Origin of the sequence: Burkholderia sp. BCC1640 (genome assembly GCF_902833125.1) — a bacterium.
Classification (GTDB): domain Bacteria; phylum Pseudomonadota; class Gammaproteobacteria; order Burkholderiales; family Burkholderiaceae; genus Burkholderia; species Burkholderia diffusa.
The window spans coordinates 109,231-131,030 of the sequence record NZ_CADFEF010000011.1; the positions used below are offsets into that span (position 1 = coordinate 109,231).

At 67.5% G+C, this 21,800-nt stretch carries 20 protein-coding genes; 12 read left to right on the forward strand and 8 right to left on the reverse strand.

Annotated features, from left to right (window positions below; translation table 11 throughout):
• Positions 1-55: 55 nt before the first annotated feature.
• The 5 genes from HWX25_RS14415 to HWX25_RS14435 all read right to left on the reverse strand — a co-directional run bounded on the left by HWX25_RS14415 (position 56) and on the right by HWX25_RS14435 (position 3,860).
• Positions 56-838, reverse strand: coding sequence for a peptidylprolyl isomerase (locus HWX25_RS14415; protein ID WP_059529712.1), 783 nt, complete (start codon positions 836-838; stop codon positions 56-58).
• 18 nt (positions 839-856) lie between these two features.
• A complete protein-coding gene (locus HWX25_RS14420; RefSeq protein WP_059529714.1) occupies positions 857-1,165 on the reverse strand; it encodes a BolA family protein in 309 nt (102 codons plus the stop codon).
• 1 nt (position 1,166) lies between these two features.
• Positions 1,167-1,697: a septation protein A gene (locus tag HWX25_RS14425; protein ID WP_011352350.1), complete on the reverse strand. Its 531-nt coding sequence runs from the start codon at positions 1,695-1,697 to the stop codon at positions 1,167-1,169.
• 124 nt (positions 1,698-1,821) lie between these two features.
• A complete protein-coding gene (msrB, locus tag HWX25_RS14430; RefSeq protein ID WP_059529717.1) occupies positions 1,822-2,253 on the reverse strand; it encodes a peptide-methionine (R)-S-oxide reductase MsrB in 432 nt (143 codons plus the stop codon).
• A 38-nt stretch (positions 2,254-2,291) separates the two neighbouring features.
• The gene (locus HWX25_RS14435; RefSeq protein WP_175908895.1) at positions 2,292-3,860 is read right to left on the reverse strand and encodes a protein adenylyltransferase SelO; all 1,569 of its coding nucleotides are present in this window, start codon (positions 3,858-3,860) and stop codon (positions 2,292-2,294) included.
• A 164-nt stretch (positions 3,861-4,024) separates the two neighbouring features.
• On the opposite strand from HWX25_RS14435, the gene HWX25_RS14440 reads away from it, so the two are divergent.
• From HWX25_RS14440 to HWX25_RS14460, 5 genes are all read left to right on the forward strand, one after another.
• Positions 4,025-5,668, forward strand: a complete 1,644-nt coding sequence (locus tag HWX25_RS14440) for a 3-(methylthio)propionyl-CoA ligase (protein ID WP_175908896.1) — start codon at positions 4,025-4,027, stop codon at positions 5,666-5,668.
• A 181-nt stretch (positions 5,669-5,849) separates the two neighbouring features.
• Positions 5,850-7,934, forward strand: coding sequence for a 3-hydroxyacyl-CoA dehydrogenase NAD-binding domain-containing protein (locus HWX25_RS14445; protein ID WP_175908897.1), 2,085 nt, complete (start codon positions 5,850-5,852; stop codon positions 7,932-7,934).
• Positions 7,935-7,977: 43 nt separating this feature from the next.
• Positions 7,978-8,610 carry a bifunctional nicotinamidase/pyrazinamidase gene (pncA, locus tag HWX25_RS14450; RefSeq protein ID WP_175908898.1) on the forward strand — a complete coding sequence of 211 codons (633 nt, stop codon included), beginning with the start codon at positions 7,978-7,980 and terminating at the stop codon, positions 8,608-8,610.
• 51 nt (positions 8,611-8,661) lie between these two features.
• Positions 8,662-9,840 (forward strand): acetyl-CoA C-acyltransferase, encoded by a 1,179-nt coding sequence (locus HWX25_RS14455; protein ID WP_059693340.1) that lies wholly within the window; start codon positions 8,662-8,664, stop codon positions 9,838-9,840.
• A 297-nt stretch (positions 9,841-10,137) separates the two neighbouring features.
• A complete protein-coding gene (locus HWX25_RS14460) occupies positions 10,138-11,538 on the forward strand; it encodes a sensor domain-containing diguanylate cyclase (RefSeq protein WP_059817633.1) in 1,401 nt (466 codons plus the stop codon).
• Between the two features lie 145 nt (positions 11,539-11,683).
• Here the strand turns inward: HWX25_RS14460 and HWX25_RS14465 are convergent, their stop codons facing one another.
• Positions 11,684-13,825 (reverse strand): hypothetical protein, encoded by a 2,142-nt coding sequence (locus HWX25_RS14465; RefSeq protein WP_175908935.1) that lies wholly within the window; start codon positions 13,823-13,825, stop codon positions 11,684-11,686.
• Between the two features lie 882 nt (positions 13,826-14,707).
• On the opposite strand from HWX25_RS14465, the gene HWX25_RS14470 reads away from it, so the two are divergent.
• The 5 genes from HWX25_RS14470 to HWX25_RS14490 all read left to right on the forward strand — a co-directional run bounded on the left by HWX25_RS14470 (position 14,708) and on the right by HWX25_RS14490 (position 18,101).
• Complete coding sequence (locus HWX25_RS14470; RefSeq protein ID WP_059529737.1) at positions 14,708-15,022, forward strand: Dabb family protein; 315 nt, start codon at positions 14,708-14,710, stop codon at positions 15,020-15,022.
• Positions 15,019-15,498, forward strand: a complete 480-nt coding sequence (locus tag HWX25_RS14475) for a PaaI family thioesterase (RefSeq protein WP_011885047.1) — start codon at positions 15,019-15,021, stop codon at positions 15,496-15,498. The genes HWX25_RS14470 and HWX25_RS14475 overlap by 4 nt, the downstream gene beginning before the upstream one ends.
• A 108-nt stretch (positions 15,499-15,606) precedes the next feature.
• Positions 15,607-16,605, forward strand: coding sequence for an NADP-dependent oxidoreductase (locus HWX25_RS14480; RefSeq protein WP_175908899.1), 999 nt, complete (start codon positions 15,607-15,609; stop codon positions 16,603-16,605).
• A gap of 61 nt (positions 16,606-16,666) precedes the next feature.
• Positions 16,667-17,626: an alpha/beta hydrolase gene (locus HWX25_RS14485; protein WP_175908900.1), complete on the forward strand. Its 960-nt coding sequence runs from the start codon at positions 16,667-16,669 to the stop codon at positions 17,624-17,626.
• Positions 17,627-17,660: 34 nt separating this feature from the next.
• Positions 17,661-18,101, forward strand: a complete 441-nt coding sequence (locus HWX25_RS14490) for a GNAT family N-acetyltransferase (RefSeq protein ID WP_044843655.1) — start codon at positions 17,661-17,663, stop codon at positions 18,099-18,101.
• A gap of 19 nt (positions 18,102-18,120) precedes the next feature.
• On the opposite strand, the gene HWX25_RS14495 is transcribed toward HWX25_RS14490, so the two are convergent.
• Positions 18,121-18,966, reverse strand: a complete 846-nt coding sequence (locus tag HWX25_RS14495; protein ID WP_175908901.1) for an NRDE family protein — start codon at positions 18,964-18,966, stop codon at positions 18,121-18,123.
• Between the two features lie 76 nt (positions 18,967-19,042).
• A complete protein-coding gene (locus HWX25_RS14500; protein WP_175908902.1) occupies positions 19,043-20,077 on the reverse strand; it encodes a folate-binding protein YgfZ in 1,035 nt (344 codons plus the stop codon).
• Between the two features lie 77 nt (positions 20,078-20,154).
• On the opposite strand from HWX25_RS14500, the gene mltG reads away from it, so the two are divergent.
• Together mltG and tmk are read left to right on the forward strand one after the other, a co-directional pair.
• Positions 20,155-21,174 carry an endolytic transglycosylase MltG gene (mltG, locus tag HWX25_RS14505; RefSeq protein ID WP_059529755.1) on the forward strand — a complete coding sequence of 340 codons (1,020 nt, stop codon included), beginning with the start codon at positions 20,155-20,157 and terminating at the stop codon, positions 21,172-21,174.
• A complete protein-coding gene (gene tmk, locus HWX25_RS14510; RefSeq protein WP_059529758.1) occupies positions 21,174-21,794 on the forward strand; it encodes a dTMP kinase in 621 nt (206 codons plus the stop codon). Before mltG ends, tmk begins: the two co-directional genes overlap by 1 nt.
• The last annotated feature ends 6 nt before the right edge of the window (positions 21,795-21,800 follow it).

A 21,800-nucleotide genomic window follows, 5' to 3' on the forward strand; every position in this document is an offset into this window, starting at 1 on the left:
AAAAAGAAAAGGCCGCTCCGGGGAGCGGCCTTTGCGTGGGCGATCGTCGCCGACGTTACTGGATCTTCGCCTGCTGGCGCAGGCCTTCCTCGAACGCCTGCAGCTTCTGCTGCACGAGCTGTTGCGCGATCTGCGCCTTCACCTGGTCGAACGGCGGCGGGGCGATGTCGCGGACGTCGTCGACACGGATGATGTGCCAGCCGAACTGCGTCTTCACCGGCGCGTCGGTCATCTGGCCTTTCTGGAGCTTCTGCGCGGCGGCCGCGAATTCCGGCACGTACGCCTTCGGATCGGACCAGTCGAGGTCGCCGCCGTTCTTGCCCGAGCCCGGATCCTTCGAGTACTGCTTGGCCAGATCCTCGAACTTCGCGCCGGCCTTGATCTTCGCGATCAGATCCTTCGCCTGCTGCTCGCTGTCGACGAGGATGTGGTGCAGGTGATACTCGCGGTTGCCGCCGGCGCCCTTCACGAGATCGTCGTAGCGCGCCTTCACTTCCGCATCGGTCGGCTGGTTCTTCTTCAGGAAGCTCTCGATCATCGAGCGCAGCACGACGGTCTGTTGCGCGACGGCGACCTGCGCCTTCACGTCCGGACGGTTCGGAATGCCTTCGCGGATCGCTTCCTGCATCAGGATTTCGCGGTTCACGAGTTCCTGGCGCACGGCTTGTTGCAGCTGCGGGCTGTCGGTCTGGCCTTGCTGGACGAGCTGCGCGACCATCGCATCGGCGCGCGACTTCGGAATCGGCGTGCCGTTGACGACGGCGATGTTCTGGGCGAATGCCGGTGCCGCTGCGAATGCAGCCGCCGCGACCCACAGGCGGGGGGATTTCAGGATCATCGGGAATTCCTGTTGAGACTAGATTGAAGATTCGTTGAATTCTTCGGGCGTATAAGCCACGATCGCGAGCGCGTGAATGCCGCGCTGCATCGCATCAGCGAGCGCATCATACACCAGCCGGTGCCGCGCGACGCGCGGCTTGCCCGCGAAGGCGGCCGACACGATCGTCACCGTGTAGTGGCCGCCGGCGGCCGCGCCGGCGTGGCCCGCGTGCTGCGCGCTGTCGTCGCGCACCGCGAGCGACAGCGGCGCGAGCGCTGCGCTCAGGCGCGCTTCGATCAGCGCGATGCGTTCGTCGGGAGAGGCGGCGAGAAAGGCGTCGGTCATGTCATTCGTCCTTCAGGTACTTCGTGAGCCACAGGCTCTGCAGGATGATGAACACGACCATCGCGCCCGTCGTGCCGAACAGCTTGAAGTTCACCCACTGCGATTCGGTGAAGTTGTGCACCACGTACAGGTTCGCGACGCCGAGCACCGCGAAGAACAGCGCCCACGCGACGTTCAGCTTGTCCCACACGGGGTGCGGCAGCGTGAGCTGCTTGCCCATCATCTTCTCGATCAGGTTGTTGCCGAACGCATAGCGTGCGGCGAGCAGCCCGATCGCAAACAGCCAGTACAGCACAGTCGGTTTCCATTGAATGAATTTCTCGTCATGCAGGACGAGAGTGGCGCCACCGAAGACGACGATCACGCCGAGACTGACCCACAGCATCGTGTCGACCTTCCGGTGCCGGAAGGCCACCCACGCGACCTGGGCCAGTGTCGCGACGATCGCGACGGCGGTGGCGGTGAAGATGCCCCAGACCTTGAAGGCGGCGAAAAACAGGATGATGGGAAACAGATCGAACAGGAATTTCATGGCGCTCGCAGCTGCGTGAAAGGCCGCATCGCGCGGCCTTTCACCGTTGTGGGGACCCGCCAGGCGCCACCGTCCGGGATCGGGGCAGCCGGGCAGGCTGTCCGACCGATCCGTCCGGTGCCGCTCATTCGTTTTCGGGTCGGGACTCGAAGTTTAACGCAGCCGAATTGATGCAGTACCGCAAACCGGTCTTGTCGCGCGGTCCGTCCTCGAACACGTGGCCGAGATGCGCGCCGCAATGATTGCAGCGGACCTCGACGCGCACCATGCCGTGCGAGCGGTCGATCTTCTCGTCGATCACCTCGCCGTTGAGCGGCTTGAAGTAGCTGGGCCAGCCGCAGCCCGAATGGAACTTGGCGCCGGATTCGAACAGCGGCGTGCTGCAGACGACGCATTTGTAGATGCCGGCGTCCTCGGTGTCGGTGTATTCGCCGGTGAAGGCGCGCTCGGTCGCCGCATGCTGCGTGACCTCGTACTGCATCGGCGTGAGCCGGCGGCGCAGTTCGGCATCGTCCTTCTGGTACGGGAAGGTCTTGTCGTCGGAATCGTGTGACATGTGGATGTTCTCCTGATCGGTCGGTCGGGTCGTGCGGGTCACGACGAGCAGCTCACTTCGAGCGACCCGGCCCAGTCGGGCGGCAATGCCGCATACGTTTCGTGTTCCGGTTGTTCGTCGAATGGCCGGCGCAGCACCTGCGCGAGTCGCTCGACTTCGGAAAAATCCTTTTCCTTCGCGCGCCGGATCGCGACTTCAGCCAAATGGTTGCGCAGCACGTATTTCGGATTCACGCGATTCATCGCGGCCGCGCGGGCCGCGTCGTCGCGCGTTTCCTCGGACAGCCGTGCGCGATAGAGGTTCGCCCACGCGTCGAATGCGTCGCGATCGATGAACAGGTCGCGCACCGGCGCGTCGCGGCTCGCGTCGTGCTTCGACAGCTGCGCGAGCCGGCGGAACGTCAACGTGAAGTCCGCATGGCTCGCGTGCATCGTTTCGAGCAGCTTGTTCGCGAGCTCGGCGTCGTTCTCGCGCTCGAGCTCGAGGCCGAGCTTCGCGCGCATCGCGCGTTCGAGCGCGGGGCCGAAGCGTTCGGGAAACTTCGCGAGCACGGCCTGCGCGTCGTCGACCGCGCGCTCGGCGCGCGCATCGTCGTCGGCGATCCCGTGCTGCAGCCCGATCAGCGGCAGCAGCGCCTGCGCGAGGCAGTAGCAGTTCCAGTGCGCGATGCGCGGCTGCATCCGGTACGCGTAGCGGCCGCTCGTGTCGGAGTGGTTGCAGATGTGGTTCGCGTCGAACGCGTCGACGAAGCCGAACGGGCCGTAGTCGATCGTCACGCCGAGGATCGACATGTTGTCGGTGTTCATCACGCCGTGGCAGAAGCCGACCGCCTGCCACTGCGCGACGAGGTCGGCCGTGCGCAGCATTGCGGCTTCGAGCAGCGCGAGGTACGGATCGTCGGCGTCGCGGCATGCGGGATAGAAGCGGTCGATCACGTGATCGGCGAGCTGGCGCAGCAGGTCTGGGCGATCGTTCGAGAAGAAATGCTCGAAGTGGCCGAAGCGCACGAAGCTCTCCGAAACACGCGTGACGACAGCCGACGTCTCGATCTCCTCGCGCACCACCGGCTGGTCGGAGCCGATCACCGTGAGCGCGCGGGTGGTCGGGATGCCGAGGTGATGCATGGCTTCCGAGCACAGGAATTCGCGGATCGACGAGCGCAGCACCGCGCGGCCGTCGCCCATCCGCGAATACGGCGTGCGGCCGCCGCCCTTGATCTGCAGTTCGTAGCGCTGGCCGTCCGCGCCGGGGAGTTCGCCGATCGTCAGCGCGCGGCCGTCGCCGAGCTGGCCGGCCCACACGCCGAACTGGTGACCGGAATACACCGACGCATACGGCATCGCGCTCGCCGGCCAGTCGCGCGTCGGGTTGCCGGCGAACAGCTCGGCGAACCCGGGCTGCTGGCCGAGCGACACCGGCAGCCCGAGCAGGTTCGCGACTTCGTCGGAAAAGCCGACGACGTACGGCGCGGGCAGCGGCGCGGCCGGCAGCCGCGTATGAAACGCGTCGCCGAGCGTGACGAACGCGCCGGTGGCCGGCGCGCCGAGCGTCGCGGCGAGGTCGGGGAGAGTGTCAGCCGTATCGGCTGCGCTTCGGGAAAACGACATGTTGAGCGCCTCTGGGTAAGCCGATATTGTAAGGCGGCGCCGCGCCGCCCGCATGGCGGCCCGCGCGCCTTGCGCCAGACCTGTCCGGGCCGTGGACAGGCTGCAAGCTGGCGCACCGTTTCGAGGCTGGTCACCGATTCGCGTCCTTCCGGGAGAACAAGACGATGGGTAAGCCGTTGCTGGGCCAGATGATGGACATGCCGTTGCTGGTGTCGTCGCTGATCGCGCACGCCGCGCGTCATGCGGGCGACACGGAGATCGTGTCGAGGCGCGTGGAAGGCGACCTGCATCGCTACACGTACCGCGACTGCGAGCAGCGCGCGAAACGGCTCGCGCAGGCGCTCGCGCGGCTCGGCGTCGAATCGGGCGACCGCGTCGGCACGCTGGCCTGGAACGGCTACCGGCATCTGGAGGCGTATTACGGGATCGGCGGGATGGGCGCCGTGTGCCATACGATCAACCCCCGTCTCTTCCCTGAGCAGATCGCCTACATCGTCAATCACGCGGAAGACCGCTACGTCTGTTTCGACATCAATTTCGCGCCGCTCATCGACGTGATCGCGCCGCAATGTCCGCACGTGAAAGGCTGGATCGCGATGACCGACGCCGCGCATCTGCCGTCCGGCGCGACGCCGTTCCTCTGCTACGAAACGCTCGTCGACGCCGAGGACGGCCGCTACGACTGGCCGCGTCTCGACGAATTGCAGGCGTCCGGGCTGTGCTACACGTCGGGTACGACCGGCAACCCGAAGGGTGTGCTGTATTCGCATCGCTCGACGGTGCTGCACGCATACGGCGCCGCGCTGCCCGACGCGATGAACCTGTCGGCGCTCGACGCCGTGCTGCCCGTCGTGCCGATGTTCCATGTGAACGCGTGGGGGCTGCCGTATGCGGTGCCGCTCACGGGCGGCAAGCTCGTGCTGCCCGGCAAGGATCTCGACGGCAAGTCGCTGTACGAACTGATGGAGGCCGAGCGCGTGACGTTTTCCGCGGGCGTGCCAACCGTCTGGCTCGGGCTGCTGAACTACATGCGCGAGGCCGGCGTGCGTTTCTCGACGCTGAACCGCACGGTGATCGGCGGCTCCGCGTGCCCGCCCGCGATGCTGCGCACGTTCGAGGACGAATACGGCGTGCGCGTGATCCATGCGTGGGGGATGACCGAGCTGTCGCCGCTCGGCACGCTCGCGACGCTGAACTGGGCACAGTCGCAGCGGCCGCTCGACGCGCAGCGCCGGTTGCTGGAAAAGCAGGGGCGCGTGATCTGTGGTGTCGACATGCGGATCGTCGGCGACGACGGCAACGAATTGCCGTGGGACGGCGTCGCGTTCGGCGAACTGCAGGTGCGCGGGCCCTGGGTGATCGATCGCTACTTCGGGAGCGATACGTCGCCGCTGTCGGACGGCTGGTTCCCGACCGGCGACGTCGCGACGATCGATCCCGACGGCTTCCTGCAGATCACCGACCGCAGCAAGGACGTGATCAAGTCCGGCGGCGAATGGATCAGCTCGATCGACATCGAGAACGTCGCGATCGCGCACCCCGGTGTCGCCGAAGCCGCCTGCATCGCGTGCGCGCATCCGAAATGGACCGAGCGTCCGCTGCTCGTCGTGGTGCCGCGCGAAGGGGCGAACCTGACGCGCGACGCGCTGCTCGCGTTTTACGAGGGCAAGGTCGCGAAGTGGTGGGTGCCCGACGACGTCGTGTTCGTCGAATCGCTGCCGCACACCGCGACCGGCAAGCTGCAGAAGCTGAAGCTGCGCGAGACGTTCCGCAACTACGTGCTGCCGACGGCGGTCGGCGAGCCGTAAGCCGCGGCCGGCGACGGCCCGCCGCGCGGTCTCCCGATCCGGCCCCGGATCGGAAAAAAATCAAATTGAACGACCGTGCTTTTTCGTTGTATGCTGCCTCCGTTCGATCCGGACATGCGGCCGTTCGACCGCGCACAATGAAGCGCAGCCACCCCGGCGCGCGATGCATGGAGGCAGGCAGATGGCAGTGGATTACTCGACTCGCGACGGCGTGGCCGTCATCACGCTCAACAATCCGCCCGTCAACGGGCTCGGCCTGTCGACACGCCAGGGCGTCATGGATGCGCTCGATCGCGCCGCGCAGGATCCGTCGGTCACGGCGATCGTGCTGACCGGCGCGGGCCGCGCGTTCTCGGGCGGCGCCGACATCACCGAATTCAATACCCCGAAGGCCCTGCAGGAACCGACGCTGCACACCGTGATCCGCGCGGTGGAGGCGAGCGCGAAACCGGTCGTCGCGGCGCTGCACAGCGTCGTGATGGGCGGCGGCCTGGAGCTCGCGCTCGGCGCGCACTATCGCGTCGCGGCGCCCGGCGCGCAGGTCGCGCTGCCGGAGGTGAAGCTCGGCCTGCTGCCGGGCGCGGGCGGCACGCAACGCCTGCCGCGCGCGGTGGGCCTCGAAACCGCGCTGAACATGATCGTGTCGGGCGCGCCGGTGCCGTCGGAGCAGCTCGCGACGAGCGGACTGTTCGACGAGATGGCCGACGGCGACCTGCTCGACGCGGCCGTCGCGTTCGCGCGCAAGGTCGGCGCGCGGCAGGGGCCGCATCCGCGCGTGCGCGATCGCAGGATCGTCCACGAGAATGCGGCGGGCTTCATCCAGTTCGCGCGCAATTCCGCACGGGCCGCCGCGCCGAACTTCCCCGCGCCGCACAAGTGCATCGACGCGATCGAGGCCGGCGTGCTGAACGGTTTCGACAAGGGCAGCGTCGCCGAGCGCGACGGTTTCGTCGCGCTGATGATGACGCCGGAAAGCCGCGCGCTGCGCCATGCATTCTTCGGCGAGCGCGCGGCGAGCAAGATTCCCGATGTGCCGGCCGATACGCCGGTGCGCGAGATTCGCCGCGTCGGCGTGATCGGCGCGGGCACGATGGGCGGCGGGATCGCGATGAACTTCATCAACGCGGGCCTGCCCGTCACGCTGCTCGAGACGAAGCAGGACGCGCTCGACCGCGGGCTGGCCACGATCCGCAAGAACTACGACGCGCAGGTGAAGAAGGGCAAGCTCACGCAGCAGAAGCTCGACGCGCGCATGGCGCTGATCACGCCGACGCTGTCCTACGACGACCTGAAGGATGCGGACCTGATCGTCGAGGCCGTGTTCGAGGAACTCGGCGTGAAGGCGCAGGTGTTCGGCCAGCTCGATGCGGTGGCGAAGCCCGGTGCGATTCTCGCGTCGAACACGTCGACGCTCGACGTCGACAAGATCGCCGCGTTCACGAAGCGGCCGCAGGACGTGGTCGGCATGCACTTCTTCAGCCCGGCGAACGTGATGAAGCTGCTCGAGGTCGTGCGCGGCGCGCAGACCGCGAAGGACGTGCTCGCCACCGTGATGGCGGTGGCGAAGAAGATCCGCAAGACGGCGGTCGTATCGGGCGTGTGCGACGGCTTCATCGGCAACCGGATGATCGAGCAGTACATCCGCCAGGCACTCTTCATGCTCGAGGAAGGCGCGCTGCCCGCGCAGGTCGACCGCGCGATCGAGAAGTTCGGTTTCGCGATGGGCCCGTTCCGGATGAGCGACCTCGCCGGCAACGACATCGGCTGGGCGATCCGCAAGCGCCGCTATGTCGAGCAGCCCGATCTGCATTACTCGAAGATCGCCGACCGCCTGTGCGAACAGGGCCGCTTCGGCCAGAAGACGGGCGGCGGCTGGTACGACTACGTGCCGGGCGAGCGCAAGGCGAAGCCGTCGGCGCTCGTCGACGAGATGGTCGTCGCGTATTCGAAGGAGCGCGGCGTGGAGCGGCGCAGGATCGGCGACGACGAGATCGTCGAGCGGCTCGTGTTCGCCCTCGTCAACGAAGGCGCGAAGATTCTCGAGGAGAAGATCGCGTCGAAGGCGTCGGACATCGACATGGTCTATCTGACCGGCTACGGCTTCCCGCTGTGGCGTGGCGGCCCGATGCTGTACGCGGACATGGTCGGCCTCTACAACGTCGAGCGCGCGATCCGCCGCTATGCGGCCGCGCCGAACGGCGATGCGTGGCAGCTCGCGCCGTCGATCGTCGAACTGGCGAAGGCCGGACGCGGGTTCAACGGCTGACGCCGGGCGTGACGGCGCGACCGGGCTTGCAAGGAGAAACGCAATGAAACGCACTGACGACGTGTTGCTCGTGATCGACGTGCAGTACGACTTCATGCCGGGCGGCGCACTCGCGGTGCCGGACGGCGACGCGGTCGTACCGGTGATCAACGCGCTCGCGCGACGCTTCGACCAGGTCGTGCTGACGCAGGACTGGCACCCGCGCGACCACGTGTCGTTCGCGGCGAATCATCCGGGGCGCGAGCCGTTCTCGACGCTCGCGCTGCCGTACGGCGAGCAGGTGCTGTGGCCCGTGCATTGCGTGCAGGACACCGAAGGCGCGGCGCTGCATCGCGACCTCGACATCCCGCATGCGAGGCTCGTGATCCGCAAGGGCGGCGACGCGCAGGTCGACAGCTATTCCGCGTTCGTCGAAGCCGACTGCACGACGCGCACGGGGCTCGCCGGCTATCTGCGCGAGCTCGGCGCGAAGCGCGTGTGGTGCTGCGGGCTCGCGACCGACTATTGCGTCGCGTGGTCCGCGCTCGATGCGCGCGCGGCCGGCTTCGAGGCCGCCGTGATCAACGATGCGTGCCGTGCGATCGACCTGAACGGGTCGCTCGCGCACGCATGGCAACAGATGCAGGCGGCGGGCGTCGCACATGTGACGTCCGCGGGCGCGCGCCCGACGGCGTAGCGCATTCCCATCCCCGATTCAGGACATGAAGCAGGACCGAAGGAGACTCGCATGACCGAAGCCGTAATCGTATCGACCGCACGCACGCCGCTCGCGAAATCGTGGCGTGGCGCATTCAACATGACGCACGGCGCGACGCTCGGCGGCCACGTGGTCGCGGCCGCGCTCGAACGCGCGAAGCTCGACCCCGCGCGCATCGAGGACGTGATCATGGGCTGCGCGAACCCCGAAGGCGCGACCGGCGCGAACATCGCGCGGCAGATCGCGCTGCGCGCCGGGCTGCCGGTAAGCGTGCCGGGGATGACGGTGAACCGTTTCTGCTCGTCCGGGCTGCAGACCATCGCGCTCGCCGCGCAACGGATCATCGCGGGCGAGGGCGACGTGTATGTCGCGGGCGGCGTCGAATCGATCTCGTGCGTGCAGAACGAGATGAACCGGCACATGATCCAGGAGGGCTGGCTCGTCGAGCACAAGCCCGAGATCTACTGGAACATGCTTCAGACGGCTGAGAACGTCGCGAAGCGCTACGGAATCTCGAAGGAGCGGCAGGACGAGTATGGCGTGCGGTCGCAACTGCGGGCCGCGGCCGCGCAGGAAGCCGGGCGCTTCAACGACGAGATCGTGCCGATCACCGTACGCGCGGGCATCGCCGACAAGGCGACGGGCCGGCTGTTCACGCAGGACGTGACGGTGTCGGCCGACGAAGGCATCCGGCCCGACACGACGCTCGACGGCGTGTCGAAGATCCGTTCGGCCGTGCCGGGCGGCGTGATCACCGCGGGCAACGCGAGCCAGTTCTCGGACGGCGCGTCGGCGTGCGTGGTGATGAACGCGGATGTCGCACAGCGCGAAGGGCTGCAGCCGCTCGGCGTGTTCCGCGGTTTCGCGGTCGCCGGTTGCGAGCCGGACGAAATGGGCATCGGCCCGGTGTTCGCGGTGCCCAGGCTGCTGAAGCAGGCGGGGCTGAAGGTCGACGACATCGGCCTGTGGGAACTGAACGAAGCGTTCGCGGTGCAGGTGCTGTACTGCCGCGATACGCTCGGGATTCCTGACGACCGCCTGAACGTGAACGGCGGCGCGATCGCGGTCGGCCATCCGTACGGCGTGTCCGGTGCGCGCCTGACGGGCCATGCGCTGATCGAAGGCAAGCGGCGCGGCGTGAAATACGTGGTCGTCACGATGTGCATCGGCGGCGGGCAGGGCGCCGCCGGCCTGTTCGAAATCGTCTGATTTTTTGCATGCCGGCCGACGGCCGCCGCTTGCGCCGACGCAAGCCGCGGCCGTCGAATGCGATTCGAAAGGATCGGGAAGCAAACGGTGCCGGTTCGATGCTGCCGTTTCCCCTTACTTGTCAAACGAATTGCCGCACCTATACTTGCTCTGACATTTGCCTTTCGGCGGGATGGGGCAACGCGTGCATCGCACCGACGCACGTGATGCGTTTCCGGTAGCCGGCGCAGTCGATGCATCGCGCGTGTCCGGCACCGTGAACGTTCGAACCACGCAGCAGACCGAACGGGGACCGAATTGAGCACGACCTATGCAGCCGGGGAACCGCCGCGCGTCGTCAGCGCGGCCGCGAGGCTCTATGCGAAATGCCTGCTGGTCGGCTTCGCATTGCTGCCAGCCTATCTGATCGCCTATCTGTGGTTCTTCAGCGACCCGCACGTCGTGTTCGAGAGCCACGCCTTCCATGAAATCGCGATCGCGGCCGCGACCCTCGAGGGCGCATTCGTCACCTACGTGACCTGGGTGTGCTACCGGTCGTCCGGCGAGCCGCTGTTGCGCTGGCTGACACTCGGCTTTCTGGGCTTCGCGATGATCTATGCGATGCACGGCCTGTTCACCGGGATGGCGCATCACAACATCTGGCTGTTCCTGCTGTACGGGCCCGCATCGCGCCTCGTGATGTCGATCCTGCTGCTGACGGGGCTGCTGTCGTATTCGCAGCCGCCCGATCGGTTCGAGAAGCGTACGCGCGCGCGAACGTGGCTGCCGTGGATCGTGTTGTTCCTGGTCGTCAACGTGGCGGTCGCATACATCGCGTATTCGCCGGTCGCGGGCGCGCTGGGCACGCGACTGTCGATGGAAGGCGGCGCGCTGGTGTTTTCGCTGCTCAACGTCGGCGTGCTGCTCGCGCGGCGCATCCGTTCGCCGCTGATGGTGATCTACGGCGTGTCGATCATGGCGTTCGCGCTGTCGTCGCTCGCGTTCATCCTCGGCAAGCCCTGGAACCACATGTGGTGGCTCGCGCATGCGATCTTCGCGGGCGGGTTCTTCCTGCTCAGCTACGGCGTCGTGCAGGCGCTGCAGACGACGCGCTCGTTCTCGGCGATCTACAGCCAGGAAGACCTGATGAGCCGGCTGTCGGAATCGATGGCGCGCACCGAGAGTGCGTTGCAGGAGTTGCGGCGCACGAACCAGAAGCTCGAATACATGGCCGCGACCGATCCGATGACGGGAGCGTCGAACCGCCGCCAGTTCATCGCGCAGGTCGAGCGCGAGATCGTGCGCGCGGAGCGCGACGGCACGCCGTTTTGCCTGCTCGCGCTCGATCTCGACAACTTCAAGAACATCAACGACGCGTACGGGCACCAGATCGGCGACGAGGTGCTGCGCGGCGTCGTGCGCCAGTGTCTCGAGGCGATTCGTCCGGCCGGTGCGCTCGCACGGGTCGGCGGCGAGGAATTCATGGCGCTGTTGCCCGAGATGCCGCTCGAAGGCGCGCGCATGACGGCCGAGCGCGTGCGCTCGTCGATCGCGAGTTCGCCGTTCGGGCTGGATTTCAAGCGCGTGCAGGTGACGGTCAGCGTCGGCGTTGCGCAGTACGGTGTCGACGGGAGCACGGTCGATGCGTTGCTGCGAGCGGTCGATGAACGGCTGTACCAGGCGAAGCGCGACGGGCGCAATCGCGTGGTCGCGCACTGACGAGCGGCCGTCGCGCATTCGACTACGTAGTGCGCGCGGCCGCAACATGATGGCGCGACGCGAGGCAGGTTCGTCTCGCACGCATTCGGAATGAAGCCCCGCACGAGCATGAGCGTGCGGGGCTTTCGTTTTACTGGCGCATCGGCTAACGCGACGCGATGGCCGCCGCACGCTCCGGCTGCGCGTCCTGCATCCGCTGCGACGCCTGCCACCAGTACTTGCCCGCGCGCAGTTGCGGATCGCGGATCGCGAGATACGTCGTGCTCCACAGCTGCGCCGCGTTGGCCTCGGTTGCATCCGCGCTGCGGGTGCCGAATGCATCGGTCTGGTACCGGCCGTTCATGTACGACCAGGTCCACATTTCCGACGTGCGCATGTCGCGTCCGTTCGAGATCACCTGCCAGATCGTCTGCCGGGCTTGCGTCAGCAGCGTGCGCGTCGTGTCCGACAGATCCTGGCGCGCGAGCTGGCGGTCGAGCCCGGCGACCCACATCGCCTGCTGCCACGACCAGATCACCGTGCCGTGATACGCGGAACTCGTGAATTTGGGCCACAGCGCCTGGTTCGCATACGCGGGGTTCGCGATCAGCATCCCGACGTCGGTGACGAGCCCGGTCGGGAACGGCCGCGTGACGTCGGCGACGATCCGCTGAAGCTGGTCGTCCGGCGGCGTGCCGAACAGCAGCGCGAAGCCGCCGTCGGAATTCATCACCGGGATCGGCGTGCCTTGCTGGTCGAGCGACAGCGCGTAGAACATCAGCGGCGCGCTCGGCGCGGCGCCGGCCGGCACACCGGCAGACGGCGCATAGGCCGATATGTCGGTCGCGGCCTGCGCGGCCGGCACGCTCACCTGGAACAGTGGCGGCGCCTGCTGCTCCCAGGTCGCCGCTTCGGTCGCCGTGTTCGCGAGCGCTGCGCGTTGCCCGGCGTCCAGGTAAGGATCGAGCAGGCCGCGCGCGAGGAACGCATTCGCCGCGCGCAGCGCGGCCGGCACGAGCACCGCATTCACATCGTACGGATAGACGCCGCCGCCGAGCCCGTCGGTGCTGTCACGCCAGTTGCCGACGATCTCGCCGGGCCGCAGGTGGATCAGGTTCGCCACCGACGGCTGCTGGGCGAACGGCAGCGCAGTCGCCGCGACGTGCAGGAGGTTGACGACGAGCCGGCTGCCGTTCGTCTGGCCGTCGCTGCCGCGTTGCGCGAGATAGGCGGCCGCGCGCGCCTGGCCGCGCGCGTCGTCGATCAGCCAGGCCGCCGCGATCGGCGCGAGCAGGTAGTCGCTGTCGATCATCTTGTAATCGTAGGTCGGCGTTGCATCGTTCGGCCGGCCGTGCTTCGCGTTATCGACCAGCGCGAATTCGCCGATGCCTTCCTCGTGCGCGACCTTGCCGTCGTTCGACAGGCGACTTAGCACTGACGTCAGCCCGGCCTCGATCGCCGCGGGCTCGAGCACCGGCATCAGCATGCGCACCGAGATCAGCGTGTCGCGGCCGAAGTAGGTGTCGTATTGCCACGAGCCGGCCAGCAGCTTGTCGTGGAAGCTCAGGAATTCGAGCACGTTCTGGCTGACCGGGTCGGGATTCACGGACGGCGCGAGCAGGTCCGCGCGCAGGATCGGCGACAGCGGCGTCTCGCCCGACAGCGCGTCGACGTGCAGTTTCAGCGTATGTGCGCCGGCCGCCGCGCGCAGCACGAGCTTGCCGCCCGCGGCCGTCGCGATGCTGCCGCCGTCGCGCAGCGTGATGCGCAGCATCTGGCCGGGCGCGCCGTCGATCCGGTCGCGCTGCCATTGTGCGGCGCTGCCCTGGACCGTCGGGGCAGTGACGATCTCCGGCGGAATCGTCGCGCCGCCGTTGAAGTCGCGCAGGAAGCGCACGTTGCCGAGCAGGCCCTGGCGGATCGTCAGCGTGTCGGTGTCGACCGACACGTCGGCGCCGATGCCGTACAGCGCGCGACCGCGCGGGTCGGGCGCCGACAGCGCGGACGGCGGCGTGTCGAGACTCCAGTTCACCGGCTGAGCGACGTCGTCGAACCACAGCCCGGTGCCGCTATTGCCGGCCGGAAACACCACGAGCAGACGCGGTTTCGTCGACGAGCGCACCAGCAGGTGCGCGGCGACCTTGTCCTGCCGGTAGAACGCATTGATTTGCCCGCCGGCGTCCATGCGGAACGACAGTGCGGCGCTATTCGACGGCGTACCGCTCGACTGGACGTCGTCGTCGTTGCAGGCGGCGAGCAGGCCCGCGCAGACGAATCCGAGACACAGCGATTTCGTGAAGCGGTGCAGGTTCATGACGACCCTCCTGATGCATGTGATTTTTATCGGAATGCTGAATGAGCGGACGGTTTGATCCGCTTTGTGCCGCGTCGCGGGCGTTCTGAAAATGTCCGGATTAATCGTCGCGTGATGCTGGGGGGGCGAATTGAACGGTATTAATCGAATGGACGATCAATGCCGAAAAGTGAAGGCAAAAGGACGCGCCGCCCGTTTTGATGCGGGTGTAGTCACTGGAGAAAGCCTTCGCGAAGGCGAAGGGCGATGTTCGTGCGGTTCTGAAAAATCGGACGAAAGACGTTGTATGGGATTCTAAATTTCGATGAAAGTCAAAGTCAATGATGTTGTATGAATTCTCGAATATTTAATTGCCTGTTAAATCGCAATTATTACTCCTCCAACCGGTAAAACGTACGATATATGAAAATATGAATAACGAATCCGGATAACGATCGATCAAATAGTTGGTAATGGCGCTTCAATCCGGTGATCCGGCGATTGATGCCGGACCGGAGTCGAGCCAAGAGCAACGTGAAGCCGGGCGATTCGGCCGAGCAATGCGCGTTCCTGCCATTCGGCCGCAGACGGACGCCATTGCCGCCGCACGCCAACCGATGCGGGCCGCCCGCTGCATGATCGCCCCATCGCGGTCGTCAAGTTTGGTAGGCTTGGTGCCTGCCGCCGTTTCCCGGATCGCGTCGTCGAATATCGATGCGGTGAAAAATCGCGTATCGTCGTCGGAACGACCGGACGACGGTCGATATTCGACTCGTTTCGTCCCGGCCCGCCCGCGCCCGCGGGCAAACAGCGCAGACCGACAACAGACGGGGTGCGTCGTCCGCCGCCCCAGCGGCGCGCCGGCAGCACGCACGCCAACGAACAGGAGCAACGGAAGTGATCAGACATATCGTGATGTGGAAGCTGAAAGAATCGGCGGAAGGCGGCACGCGTGCGCAAAACGCGTTGAAGCTGAAGGAAAAGCTCGAAGGCTGCCGCGACCTCGTGCCGGGCATCCTGCAACTCGACGTCGGCATCGCGACGCCGGGCCTGGAAGCCACGTCCGACGTCGTGCTCGTGTCCGATTTCACGGACCAGGCCGCGCTCGATGCGTACCAGGTGCACCCGGTTCACCAGGAAGTGAAGAAATTCGTCGTTGCCGTGGCCGAATCGCGCCAGTGCGTCGACTACCTGTCCGACAGCGCACGATGAGCGACGCGGCATCCCCGACGGACGGCCCGTCGATCGAAAGCCCGTTCGTCGATCTGCTCGGCGTGCGGCTCGTGTCCGCGAAGGATGGCGCGAGCGAGATCGTGCTGCCGCTCGACGAGCGGCACATGAACACGTGGAGCATCGCGCACGGCGGCGTGACGATGACGCTGTCGGACATCGCGCTCGCGATGGCCGCCCGGAGCCTGACCGACGACGGCGTCGGCGTCGTCACGGTCGAGATGAAGGTGAATTTCATGCAGCCCGGGCGCGGCGAGTTGCGCGCATACGGGCGCGTGATGCATCGTTCGACGACGATGGCGTACTGCGAAGGTGAAGTGCGCGACAGCGACGGCAACTTCGTCGCGAAGGCGCTCGGCACGTTCAAGTACATGCGGCGGCTCGCGGTCGGCCGCGACATCAAGCGACAACGCACGCGTACGGCGCCGGATGCCCACCCCGGCCCGAGCGACGCGTAAGCGCCGGAACGCGCGGCCCTGCCTGGTTATGGGCAGGGCCGTTTTGTTTTGCGGCACGGATTCGCAGCGGGCCCGCGTCACGCTGCGAACGGAGCCAAGGAGACAGCCATGAACACGATCAATCGCCAGATTCTGCTCGTGTCACGCCCGCAAGGCGCCGCGAGCGCCGACAACTTCCGGCTCGTCGAAACGCCGCTCGTGCAGCTCGCCGACGGCGAGCTGCGGGTCCGCAACCATTTCCTGTCGCTCGATCCGTACATGCGCGGACGCATGAACGACGCGAAGTCATACGCGGTGCCGCAGCCGCTGAACGAGGTGATGATCGGCGGCACGGCGGGCGAGGTGATCGAATCGCGTCACCCGGATTTCGCTGTCGGCGAGCACGTGGTCGGCCAGTTCGGCTGGCAGGAATACGGCACGTCGAACGGCAACGGGCTGCGCAAGGTGGACACGTCGCGGGTGCCGCTGTCCGCCTGGCTCGGCGTGACCGGCATGCCGGGCGTGACGGCGTGGGTCGGGCTGAACCGGATCATCGCGCCGAAAGCCGGCGAAACGATCGTCGTCAGCGCGGCGAGCGGCGCGGTCGGCAGCGTCGTCGGCCAGCTTGCGAAGCGCGCCGGATGCCGTGCGGTCGGTATCGCGGGCGGCCCCGACAAGTGCCGCTACGTGGTCGACACGCTCGGCTTCGACGCGTGCGTCGACTATAAGGCCGGCCGGCTGGCCGACGATCTGGCTGCCGCGACGCCGGACGGCGTCGACGGCTGTTTCGAGAACGTCGGCGGCGCCGTGCTCGACACGACGATGGCGCGGATGAACGCATTCGGCCGGATCGCCGTGTGCGGGATGATTGCCGGCTACGACGGCGTGCCCGTGCCGCTCGCGAATCCGGGCCTGATCCTGCGCTCGCGGCTGACGATGCAGGGTTTCATCGTGTTCGAATACCCCGACGCATGGCCGCCCGCGCTGGCCGAGCTCAGCGAGCTCGTCGCGACGAAGCAGCTGCATTACCGGGAGACGATCGCATACGGACTCGAGCGGGCGCCGGACGCGTTCCTCGGGCTCCTGAAAGGCCGCAATTTCGGCAAGCAGTTCGTGCAGCTCGTCTGATCCGCGCGTGGCATCATGTGACGCTTGTCCGTTCGCGGCGCCGCACGCGCCGTCCTCACCGATGCCGCTGAATCCGAAGATCGCCCAGATACTCGACATGGTCGAGCGCGCGAAACGCCCGTCCTATCACCACCAGACGCCGCAGCAGGCGCGCGCCGCGTACGAGAAGAGCGCGCCGATCCTCGATGTCGCGCCCGCGCCGATGCATTCGGTCGAGGCCTGCGTCGTGCCCACGCGCGATGGCCGCACGATCGGCGCGCGGCTGTACCTGCCGGTCGAGCCGAGCCTCGCCGAACCGCTGCCGGCGTTCGTCTATTACCACGGCGGCGGTTTCACGGTCGGCAGCGTCGACACGCACGACGCGCTGTGCCGGATGTTCGCGCGCGACGCGCAGTGCGCGGTGCTGTCGGTCGACTACCGGCTCGCGCCCGAGCACCGGTTCCCGACCGCGGTGAACGACGCCGACGACGCATTGCGCTGGCTGCATCGCGAGGCCGCCGTGTTCGGCATCGATGCGGCGCGGCTCGCGGTCGGCGGCGACAGCGCGGGCGGCACGCTCGCGACCGTCTGCGCGGTGCTCGCGCGCGACGCGGGCATCGACCTTGCGCTGCAGCTGCTGATCTATCCGGGCGTGACGGGCTACCAGGACACCGAATCGCATGGACGGCTCGCGAACGGCTACCTGCTGACGCAGGACACGATCCAGTGGTTCTTCACGCAATACGTGCGGGATCGATCCGACCGCGACGACTGGCGCTTCGCGCCGCTCGACGGCACGCGCTTCGCGCCGTCGTTCGCCGGTGTGGCCCCGGCCTGGATCGCGACGGCCGAATACGACCCGCTGAGCGACGAGGGCGCCGCGTACGCGGACAAGCTGCGCGCGGCCGGCAATGCGGTTACGCTGGTCTGCTATCCGGGGATGATCCACGAGTTCTTCAAGATGGGCGGCTACGTGCCGGAGGTGCGGGCCGCGCATGCCGACGCGGTGGCGGCGCTCAAGGCCGCATTCGACGACGTTTGACGGCGGCGGCGCCCGGCGCCGCGCGGAGGAAGCGATGACCGACGGCTGGGTGGAAACGGGTGACTGGGCCGTGCTGGGCGGCGATGCCGCGCGTATTCGCGATGCGGTGTTCGTGCGCGAGCAGCGGATTCCGCCGGAATGGGAGCTCGACGACGAGGATCCGCTGTCGCTGCACGCGGTGGCTTACCGTGTCGATGCGGCGACCGGCGCGCGCCGCGCGGTCGCGACGGGACGGCTGCTGCGCACCGGCACGATCGGCCGCGTCGCGGTGCTGGCCGACGCGCGCGGGCAGGGCGCGGGATCGGCCGTGCTGCATGCGCTGCTGGACGCGGCGCGGCATCGCGGCGAGCCGGTCGTGCGGCTCTACGCGCAGGATGCCGCGGTGTCGTTCTACGTGCGGCACGGCTTCGCGGCGATCGGCGAACCGTTCGTCGAAATCGGCGTGCCGCACGTCGAGATGGCGCGCGCGCCCTAGTGCCGCGCGGGCGGCAGGCTCACCGCGGTTGCGTCGCGTCGATGTCGAACGAGAACGCGCGCTCGAAACTGCCCGGGCGAACGGTGCGGTGCGAGCCGTCGTCGTCGCAGCGTTCCTTGATGTCGACCGTCAGCCGCACGCCTTCCTTCATCGTCACGCGCAGCGCGGTCGTGCCGCGCGTGCCGTATTCGGGCGTCTCGATGAACGCAGCCGACAGCGCACGCTCGCGCTCGACCGGAATGCCGGTATGCGGCAGCGCGTCGTCGTCCGCGACATGCGGATCGCGCATCAGCTCGATCAGCTCGTCGAGCGACGGAGTCGGGTTGTCGGTCAGCAGCGTGCCGAGTTCGGCGCGCTTGCGCACGACTTTCGGCCAGGGCGTATCGAGCCGCGCGTTCGACAGCGCATGCACGCCGGCGCCGATCGCGACCGGCGCGGCGATCCCGGTTTCACCTTCGGCCGCGCGATTGCAGAGCCACGCGAGTTCGCGCCGCTTCCAGTCGCCGACCAGCAGGTTGAAGCCGTTGTAGACAGCCGCGTGCTCGGCCAGCTCGCCGAGGTAGTCGAGCGGCGCGACGGACGGGCCGCGGAGGAAATCGGACACGAGCTTGCCGCGGGTCGGCGCGCCTGCGCGAATGTCGAACGGCGCGCGGTAATTGGTCAGCGCCGCGAAGCGGCCGTCGCGCGACACGCCGAGCCACGTGCCGCCCGCTTCGAGATCGCGGCCGGCGAGCACGCCCGGCACATCCTCCCACCACGAAAGCGGTGCACTCGTGCGGCGAAAGAATTCGTCGCGGTTGGCGGTCAGGGTAAAGACTGGACCGGCGGCGGCATCAGGCTGCCAGTCGAAGGCGATCAGACACATCGGGCGAATCTCTCGCAGGAAACGTCGGGCGCCGGCTCCCATGTGCGAGCCGGCGTGCGAACGGGTTGTCAGTGCGTCACGCTTCCGTCGGCCATGCGTACGGCAGCGCGTCGAACGCGAGCGCCGGACCGTCGGCCGCACCGAGGTGCACCGTGCCGTTGTCGAGCGCGGCCAGCTTGATCTCGACGAGCGCGTCGACGCCGCCCGCGGGCGCGGCCGCCGCGTTGACGATCATTCCGCACGGCTGGCCCGGGTCGTCGCTGTGGAACAGCTCGACGCCGGCATGCACGGTGTCGGTCTCGCCGGCGACGTGCGCGAGCGCGGTACGGCGCTTGATCGTGCCGCGGTACTGGCTGCGCGCGACGATTTCCTGGCCCGGGTAGCACCCCTTGCGGAAGTTAACGGCACCGATCACGTCGAAGTTGACCATCTGCGGCACGAACTGTTCGACGGCCAGCTGCGTGATGCGCGGCTCGCCCGCGCGCACGTCGAGCCAGTCCCACACGGCCGGCGACACGACCGGCAGCGTGCCGGCGAGCGCGGCGAGACGCGCGTCGACTTCCGCGCGCGGCCCGATCCACAGGTAGCGCTTGCGGCCGGCCGCGTCCGGCACGCGAATCAGCGCCCCGGCCGGGCCGTCGACCTTCACGTGCACGCCGTCCGGCAGCGCGTCGAAGATGCCCGACAGCGCGTCGCGCACGTCGCCCGCGAAGCCGACCACCGCGAGCGCGTCGCTCGCGTCCGTCAGTTTCGCTTTCGCGCGCAGCACGAACATCGACAGCCGTTTCTGCACGGCGGCCTGGACGTCCTTCGAGACGAGCAGGCGCACGCCGTGACCGGCGCGCCACGCGAGGAACGACGCGAGCAGGCGGCCCTTCGGCGAGCAATAGCCGGACAGGCGCGCGCTCGCGGCATCGAGATGCTCGATGTCGTTGGTGAGCTGGCTGTGCAGGAACGTCGCGGCGTCGTCGCCGGCCACGTCGATCACGCCGAACTGCGCGAGCGGCATGCAGGCGCCCGGCGCGTCGAAATCGGCGGCGGACGGGCGGGAGAAAACGGGGAGCGAGACGGATGCGGGCTGGGCAGCCGGTGAAGCGAACGGTGTGCTCATGGAATGAGGGAACAGTCAACCCTGACTTTGACGAAGGCGAGCAAGTATTATATGGGTCTTACCTGAGTCACGTTTCCATGTCCCTACTGAAGAAATGCGCCGCGACTGTCGTGGCGCTGGCCGTCGTTGTGGCCGCTGCCGGCGCGGGCGGCGGGTATTACTGGGCGACCCGGCCGCTGCTGCTGGGTGCCGCGTCGCTCGACGTCACGATCAAGCCGCGCAGCAGCGTGAAGAGCGTCGCGCTGCAGCTCAAGCGCGGCGGCGTTCCGGTCGAGCCGCTCGGCTTCGTCGCGATGACGCGCCTGCTCGGGCTGTCGAGCCGGCTCAAGTCCGGCAACTACGAATTCAAGACAGGCATCACGCCGTACGACGTGCTGCAGAAGATCGCGCGGGGCGACGTGAACGAATACGTCGCGACGGTGATCGAAGGCTGGACCTTCAAGCGGATGCGCGCGGAACTCGACGGCAATCCCGATCTCGCGCACGCGACGGCCGGCATGAGCGACGCCGAACTGTTGCGCGCGATCGGTGCGCCGGACAACGCGATCCAGCGCGGCAGCGGCGAGGGGCTGTTCTTCCCCGACACCTACCTGTTCGACAAGGGCACGAGCGATCTGAACATCTACCGGCGTGCGTACCACCTGATGCAGACGCGTCTCGACGAGGCGTGGGCCGCGCGCGTGCCCGGACTGCCGTACAAGACGCCTTACGAAGCGCTGACGATCGCGTCGATCGTCGAAAAGGAAACGGGCCACGCGGCCGATCGCGCGTTCGTCGCGGCGGTGTTCGCGAACCGGCTGCGCATCGGGATGCCGCTGCAGACCGATCCGTCGGTGATCTATGGCCTGGGGGATGCGTACGACGGCCGCCTGCGCAAGCGCGACCTGCAGGCCGACACTCCCTACAATACCTACACGCGCCGCGGGCTGCCCCCGACGCCGATCGCCCTGCCGGGCGTCGCCGCGCTGCAGGCGGCGATCAATCCGGCCCAGACGAGCGCGCTCTATTTTGTCGCGAAGGGCGACGGCACGAGCGTGTTCTCGGACACGCTCGGCGACCACAACAAGGCCGTGGACAAGTACATACGAGGTCAATAATGGCGAGCGGTAAATTCATCACGTTCGAAGGCATCGACGGGGCGGGGAAGACCACCCACCTGCAATGGTTCTGCGAACGTCTCCAGGCCAGGCTGGCCGCGAGCGGCCGGCAGGTCGTCGTGACCCGCGAGCCGGGCGGCACGCAACTGGGCGAGAAGCTGCGCGAAATCCTGCTGAACCAGCCGATGGATCTCGAGACCGAAGCGCTGCTGATGTTCGCCGCGCGCCGCGAGCACCTCGCGCTCGTGATCGAGCCCGCGCTCGCGCGCGGCGACTGGGTCGTGTCCGATCGCTTCACCGACGCCACGTTCGCGTACCAGGGCGGCGGCCGCGGGCTGCCGCGCGACAAGCTCGAGACGCTCGAGCGCTGGGTGCAGGGCGGTTTCCAGCCCGACCTGACCGTGCTGTTCGACGTCGCGCCGCAAGTGGCGAGCGAGCGCCGCGGCGCCGCGCGCATGCCCGACAAGTTCGAAAGCGAGTCGGACGCATTCTTCGCGCGCACCCGCGGCGAATACCTGCGGCGCGCGGAAGAAGCGCCGCATCGTTTCGCGATCGTCGACGCGACGCAGACGATTCCCGAAATCCGCCAGCAGCTCGAACGCGTGCTCGCCGCGCTGTAACACGAA